6 protein-coding genes are annotated in these 5914 nt (G+C 58.4%); 5 read left to right on the forward strand and 1 reads right to left on the reverse strand.

The window, feature by feature from the left end:
* Window positions 1-75: 75 nt before the first annotated feature.
* Entirely contained in the window at window positions 76-516 is a 441-nt protein-coding gene (locus tag ACXRVY_RS15020; protein ID WP_218428798.1) for a universal stress protein, read from the reverse strand.
* A 104-nt stretch (window positions 517-620) separates the two neighbouring features.
* Between ACXRVY_RS15020 and ACXRVY_RS15025 the strand changes: the two genes are divergently transcribed.
* The 5 genes from ACXRVY_RS15025 to ACXRVY_RS15045 all read left to right on the forward strand — a co-directional run.
* Window positions 621-1058: a hypothetical protein gene (locus ACXRVY_RS15025; RefSeq protein ID WP_223463207.1), complete on the forward strand. Its 438-nt coding sequence runs from the start codon at window positions 621-623 to the stop codon at window positions 1056-1058.
* A 612-nt stretch (window positions 1059-1670) separates the two neighbouring features.
* Window positions 1671-3818, forward strand: a complete 2148-nt coding sequence (gene fadB, locus ACXRVY_RS15030) for a fatty acid oxidation complex subunit alpha FadB (RefSeq protein ID WP_223463208.1) — start codon at window positions 1671-1673, stop codon at window positions 3816-3818.
* Window positions 3819-3847: 29 nt separating this feature from the next.
* Window positions 3848-5023, forward strand: coding sequence for an acetyl-CoA C-acyltransferase FadA (gene fadA, locus ACXRVY_RS15035; RefSeq protein ID WP_053160736.1), 1176 nt, complete (start codon window positions 3848-3850; stop codon window positions 5021-5023).
* A gap of 99 nt (window positions 5024-5122) precedes the next feature.
* On the forward strand, window positions 5123-5359 hold the full coding sequence (locus ACXRVY_RS15040; protein ID WP_007986363.1) for a DUF1653 domain-containing protein: 237 nt from the start codon (window positions 5123-5125) through the stop codon (window positions 5357-5359).
* Window positions 5360-5473: 114 nt separating this feature from the next.
* A partial coding sequence (locus ACXRVY_RS15045; protein ID WP_458237672.1) for a toprim domain-containing protein occupies window positions 5474-5914 on the forward strand: 441 nt, incomplete at its 3' end.

Raw genomic sequence — 5914 nt, forward strand, 5'->3', positions numbered from 1 at the left:
GATATCGACTGTCAGTGCCTCATCGTCGGAACGCCGCCCGGAGCAAGCTYGCTCCCACAGGGGGTACCTACAACTTCAGGATTTGGTTTGCAGGCGCACCGCCAGCACATCGCAAGGCGCGCCATGCAGCACGTCATTGGCGGTGGAGCCCAGCAGCAGTGCCAGGCCGTGCCGGCCATGGCTGCCCACCACGATCAGGTCGCAGGTCTGCTCCTTGGCCATGTGGTGAATTTCCTGGCGTGGCTGGCCGTAGGTCAGGTGGCAGTTGGCGCCTTCGAGTTCGGCGTATTTGTGCTTGAGGCGCTCCAGTCGCTCCTTGGCCTGATCGAACTGCTGCTGTTGCAGTTGTGACAGGTCCATCGGCACGTCGCCGCCGAAGGCCATCGCCATCGGTTCGACAATGTGCACCAGGGACAGCTTCGCGCCGTTGCTCACCGACAGTTCGCGAGCGCGGTGGATCACAGGGTCGCACTCTTCGGTCAGATCTACAGCGACCAGAATATGGTTGTAGGGCATGAGGTGCTCCTCCTGAGGGATGCAATATTGGTAAGTATGGCTGGTTTCAAGCGCATTGGTTCCAAAGTGACACAATGGGCTCATCAAGAATCGGGAGTACAGATATGACGGTCTGGATAGTGGTGTCAATCCTGCTGGTGGTACTCAGCCCGCTGGCATGGTTGCGCCCCTCGCGTGCCCAGAGTGGGCGCATAGCCCTGCGGATGGAGGCCCGGCGCATCGGCCTGGCCATGCAACTGGCACCTCAGCAATGGCCGCACTGGCTGAGCCAGGAGCCGCCAAGCCCCTGTGCGCAGTACCATCGCCCGCGACGTGGCAGTCAGCCGGCGTGCTGGAGTTACTGGCAAAAATCACCGGGTGTCTGGGTCAATCAATGGCAGGAAATCTGTGAAGATCGGGCGCTGCTCGATCATTTCGAAAAATTGCCAGGCAATGTCTTCAAGGTCGAGGCTGACAAGCAAATAATCGCCTTGTATTGGGGCGAGAAGGGTGAGGCCGAGGTGTTGCAACAGATCGATGCCACCCTCAAGGCACTGGCCTGAAACCGGGTCCCCTGTAGGAGCGAGCCTGCTCGCGATGGTCGTCAACGATGACGCTGGCAACCTGACACCCCTGCGGCGTCCTCAGGTTCATCGCGAGCAAGCTCGCTCCTACAGGAAGCGATCAGGCAATAAAAAGCCCGACAACTTCATCGGGCGGGTTGGCCAGGCAGGCCGGTAAAACGGTGTGGGCTGATCTTACGCTGGGCATTCGCCAAAGCGTTCAACTTTTTCCCCTGGTTTCGCCAGCGTAGCGTGTTAAACACGGGCTGCAGCGAATTAGGGCGACTTTTCTAACAATTGATTCTATGAATGACCTTGCATGCTTCGGCGTGTTTAAGGTCTTCGCAGTACGGAAATGACCGGAAAGTCGCGTTTCAACCCGTTTTTCAGGCGATTGACAATTGTCGGAAATTCCGTGAAGGTGACGTACCCAAATCAAACGGGCGTATGAATTGAGCGTTTGTATTTCAGACCGCTCCTACAGAATCCCGACTATCGCGTTGGCGGGTGTGCCGGGGGAATGGGCGTAGCATTGACGATCAACGTCCCTGCCAAGCCATTCGCCTGCGTCCGACGTGTACTGTTCAGCTTCCATATCGTGGAGATCAGTTGATGATTTACGAAGGTAAAGCCATCACGGTTAAGGCTCTTGAAAGTGGCATCGTCGAACTGAAGTTCGACCTCAAGGGTGAGTCCGTCAACAAGTTCAACCGTCTAACCCTGAACGAACTGCGTCAGGCCGTAGACACCATCAAGGCAGATGCTTCGATCAAGGGCGTGATCGTCAGCAGTGGCAAGGACGTGTTCATCGTCGGCGCCGACATCACCGAATTTGTCGACAACTTCAAGCTGCCGGATGCAGAACTTGTTGCTGGCAACCTCGAAGCCAACAGGATTTTCAGCGATTTCGAAGACCTCAACGTCCCGACTGTAGCCGCAATCAACGGCATCGCATTGGGTGGCGGTCTGGAAATGTGCCTGGCGGCGGACTACCGCGTCATGTCCACCAACGCCAAGATCGGTCTGCCGGAAGTCAAGCTGGGCATCTACCCGGGCTTCGGCGGTACTGTGCGCCTGCCGCGCCTGATTGGTGCCGACAACGCCATCGAGTGGATTGCCGCCGGCAAGGAAAACCGTCCTGAAGACGCGCTGAAAGTTGGCGCTGTCGATGCAGTGGTTGCTCCAGAGAAGCTGCAGGACGCCGCGCTGGAACTGGTCAAACGCGCCATTTCCGGCGAGTTCGACTACAAGGCCAAGCGCCAGCCGAAGCTGGAAAAGCTGAAGCTCAACGCCATCGAACAAATGATGGCTTTCGAAACCGCCAAAGGTTTTGTGGCTGGCCAGGCTGGCCCGAACTACCCGGCGCCGGTTGAAGCGATCAAGACCATCCAGAAAGCCGCGAACTTCGGTCGCGACAAGGCGCTGGAAATTGAAGCAGCCGGTTTCGTCAAACTGGCCAAGACCTCGGCCGCGCAGAGCCTGATCGGCTTGTTCCTGAACGATCAGGAACTGAAGAAAAAGGCCAAGGCCTACGACGAAATCGCCAGGGACGTGAAGCAGGCCGCCGTACTGGGCGCCGGCATCATGGGCGGCGGTATCGCCTATCAGTCGGCTTCCAAAGGTACGCCGATCCTGATGAAGGACATCAACGAGCACGGTATCGAGCAGGGTCTGGCCGAAGCCGCCAAACTGCTGGTTGGCCGCGTTGATAAAGGTCGCATGACCGCCGCGAAAATGGCTGAAGTGCTCAACGGCATTCGTCCAACCCTGTCTTACGGAGACTTCGGTCACGTGGACCTGGTGGTTGAAGCGGTCGTCGAGAACCCGAAGGTCAAGCAAGCGGTACTGGCTGAAGTGGAAGACCAGGTCAAAGAGGACACCATCCTCGCGTCGAACACTTCGACCATTTCCATCACCTTGCTGGCCAAGGCCCTCAAGCGTCCGGAAAACTTCGTCGGCATGCACTTCTTCAACCCGGTGCACATGATGCCGCTGGTGGAAGTGATCCGTGGCGAGAAGTCCAGTGAGCTGGCTGTCGCCACCACCGTTGCCTACGCCAAGAAAATGGGCAAGAACCCGATCGTCGTCAACGATTGCCCGGGCTTCCTGGTCAACCGCGTCCTGTTCCCGTACTTCGGCGGTTTCGCCAAGCTGGTCAGCGCCGGTGTGGACTTCGTCCGTATCGACAAGATCATGGAAAAGTTCGGCTGGCCAATGGGCCCGGCCTACCTGATGGACGTGGTCGGCATCGACACCGGCCACCACGGTCGTGACGTGATGGCTGAAGGTTTCCCGGACCGCATGAAGGACGACCGCCGTTCGGCCGTTGACGTGCTCTACGAAGCCAAGCGCCTGGGCCAGAAGAACGGCAAGGGCTTCTACGCCTACGAGACCGACAAGAAGGGCAAGCAGAAGAAAGTCGCCGATCCGTCGGTGCTGGAAGTGCTCAAGCCGATCGTTTACGAGCAGCGCGAAGTCACCGACGAAGACATCATCAACTGGATGATGATCCCGCTGTGCCTGGAAACCGTGCGTTGCCTGGAAGACGGCATCGTCGAAACCGCTGCCGAAGCCGACATGGGCCTGGTCTACGGTATTGGTTTCCCTCCATTCCGTGGCGGTGCGCTGCGCTACATCGACTCGCTCGGTGTGGCAGAGTTCGTTGCCCTGGCCGACCAGTACGCTGATTTGGGCGCGCTGTACCACCCGACCGCGAAGCTGCGCGAAATGGCCAAGAACGGCCAGAGCTTCTTCGGTTAAGCGCCCCCAACTAGAGTGAGAGTGAACTTATGAGCTTGAATCCTAGAGACGTCGTGATTGTCGACTTCGGTCGTACTCCGATGGGCCGCTCCAAGGGCGGCATGCACCGCAACACCCGCGCCGAAGACATGTCGGCGCACCTGATCAGCAAACTGCTGGAACGCAACGTCAAGGTTGACCCGAGCGAAGTCGAAGACGTGATCTGGGGCTGCGTTAACCAGACCCTGGAGCAGGGCTGGAACATCGCGCGCATGGCGTCGTTGATGACCCAGATCCCGCACACCTCGGCCGGCCAGACCGTCAGCCGCCTGTGCGGCTCGTCGATGAGTGCCCTGCACACTGCTGCGCAAGCGATCATGACCGGCAACGGTGACGTTTTCGTGGTTGGTGGCGTCGAGCATATGGGCCATGTGAGCATGATGCACGGTGTCGATCCGAACCCGCACATGTCGCTGTACGCGGCGAAAGCCTCGGGCATGATGGGCCTGACCGCGGAAATGCTGGGCAAAATGCACGGCATCACCCGCGAGCAACAGGACGCTTTCGGCGTGCGTTCCCACCAACTCGCCCATAAGGCGACCGTGGAAGGCAAGTTCAAAGACGAAATCATCCCGATGCAGGGCTACGACGAGAACGGTTTCCTGAAAACCTTCGACTACGACGAAACCATTCGTCCGGAAACCACCCTGGAAAGCCTGGCGGCCCTGAAGCCGGCGTTCAATCCGAAGGGCGGCACCGTGACAGCGGGCACCTCGTCGCAGATCACCGATGGTGCTTCGTGCATGATCGTGATGTCGGCGCAGCGCGCACAGGACCTGGGCATCCAGCCTCTGGCGGTGATTCGCTCGATGGCAGTGGCAGGTGTGGATCCGGCGATCATGGGCTATGGTCCAGTACCGGCCACACAAAAAGCACTGAAGCGCGCGGGTCTGGGCATCTCCGACATCGACTTCTTCGAGCTCAATGAAGCTTTCGCCGCACAGGCCCTGCCAGTGCTGAAAGATCTGAAAGTGCTCGACAAGATGAACGAGAAGGTTAACCTGCACGGTGGCGCGATCGCCCTGGGCCACCCGTTCGGTTGCTCCGGTGCGCGTATCTCCGGCACTTTGCTCAATGTGATGAAGCAGAATGGCGGCACCTTCGGGGTGGCCACCATGTGCATTGGTCTCGGCCAAGGCATCTCCACCGTCTTCGAACGCGTTTAAGCGTCTCGCTGATGGAAGCCGGGGCCAAGTGCCCCGGTTTTTGTTTTTCCGGATTTATTTTTGTTTTTATTTTGAAAAAATTTGAGTGAGGGCCAAAGCATGCCGATACAACCAGGGCTCTACCAACATTACAAAGGTCCGCAGTACCGCGTATTCAGTGTCGCGCGGCATTCGGAAACCGAAGAAGAAGTGGTCTTCTATCAAGCCCTGTATGGCGATTACGGCTTTTGGGTGCGTCCCTTGAGCATGTTCCTGGAGTCCGTCGAAGTTGACGGTGAACAGGTGCCACGCTTTGCTTTGGTGCAGGCCGAAGAAAGCCTTTTTACCAAGCCATAAGCTGGGTGCGCGCAAAACCCTGCGCTTGACCTCACCTTGTTGCCACTATATATAGCGGTGCCGCGTCAGGCGCCAACCGCCTTTCACTTCTCGAATTCAGGAATTTTCTGATCCATGGGCAAATCGCTGGTCATTGTGGAATCCCCGGCTAAGGCCAAGACCATCAACAAGTATTTGGGCAACGAATACGTGGTGAAGTCGAGTATCGGCCATATCCGAGACCTGCCCACCAGCGGTTCGGCTAGCGCCAGCAAAGAGCCAGCCGCCAAGCGCGGCAAGGCTGCTGCGGGTGAAGTGCCGGCACTGTCACCGAAAGAAAAGGCGCGCAAGCAGCTGGTCGCGCGCATGGGTGTCGATCCGGACCATGGCTGGAAAGCCAAGTACGAGATCCTCCCGGGCAAGGAAAAAGTCATCGAAGAGCTGCGCCGGCTCGCCAAGGATGCTGACACCATCTATCTCGCAACCGACTTGGACCGCGAGGGGGAAGCCATTGCCTGGCACCTGCGCGAAGCCATCGGTGGTGACGACACCCGCTACAAGCGCGTGGTGTTCAAC

The sequence above is a fragment of the Pseudomonas sp. P5_A2_2 genome (assembly GCF_054177685.1).

Coding starts and splice junctions, on each gene's coding strand:
- ACXRVY_RS15020 (WP_218428798.1), bottom strand. CDS start 516: ATGCCCTACAACCATATTCTGGTCGCTGTAGATCTGACCGAAGAGTGC.
- ACXRVY_RS15025 (WP_223463207.1), top strand. CDS start 621: ATGACGGTCTGGATAGTGGTGTCAATCCTGCTGGTGGTACTCAGCCCG.
- fadB (WP_223463208.1), top strand. CDS start 1,671: ATGATTTACGAAGGTAAAGCCATCACGGTTAAGGCTCTTGAAAGTGGC.
- fadA (WP_053160736.1), top strand. CDS start 3,848: ATGAGCTTGAATCCTAGAGACGTCGTGATTGTCGACTTCGGTCGTACT.
- ACXRVY_RS15040 (WP_007986363.1), top strand. CDS start 5,123: ATGCCGATACAACCAGGGCTCTACCAACATTACAAAGGTCCGCAGTAC.